The sequence below is a fragment of the Oleiphilus sp. HI0043 genome (genome assembly GCF_001634935.1).
Map to the genome: position 1 here is coordinate 1 of NZ_LWEY01001773.1, position 705 is coordinate 705.

Sequence of the window (705 nt, forward strand, 5' to 3'; positions counted from 1 at the left end):
ACCCTAAACGCCGATACCGTCAGCTATATACTTGAGCATTCCGAAGCACAAGTCCTATTCGCTGGTAAGCTTGATGATTGGGACGATATGAAAGACGGTATTCCAGAAAGCTTACCCTGTATTTCCTTTGACTTAAGCCCGGAAGAAGTGCAGCAAAAGTATACTAGCTGGGATCAGATTGTCGCAAAGAATGAAGCCTTAAGTGAAAATACAGCTCGCGAAGCAGATGAAATCGCCACGATTGTTTATACCTCTGGTAGCACCGGGAACCCCAAAGGCGTGATGCTATCTTTCCATAGCATGGCCTATGCTGCACAAGGCGCGATAGCCTCATTAAAAGTGACTGATCAAGACAGAATGCTTTCTTACCTTCCTTTGGCACACGTGATGGAGCGTTTTGTAGTCGAAATGGCCTCTATATCTGTTGGCTTTCAATTATTTTTCGCCGACAAACTCGATACCTTTGTCGCTGACTTGAACCGAGCAAACCCTACCTTGTTCCTGGCGGTTCCTCGAATTTGGACAATATTCCAGACAGGTGTCTTTGCCAAGATGCCAAAACAAAAGCTCGATCGTTTGATGAAGATTCCTTTACTGTCAGGCTATATGAAAAAACGCGTATTGAAGACGCTTGGTCTGCAGGATGTACGCTATGCTGCGAGTGGCTCTGCACCACTAAGTCAAGATACGATTGCCTGGTACCAA

At 45.7% G+C, this 705-nt stretch carries 1 protein-coding gene; it reads left to right on the top strand.

The annotated features are described in order from the left end of the window. Window positions 1-705 (top strand): AMP-binding protein (locus tag A3729_RS27295; RefSeq protein WP_156498169.1); only part of this gene is annotated, 705 nt, incomplete at both ends.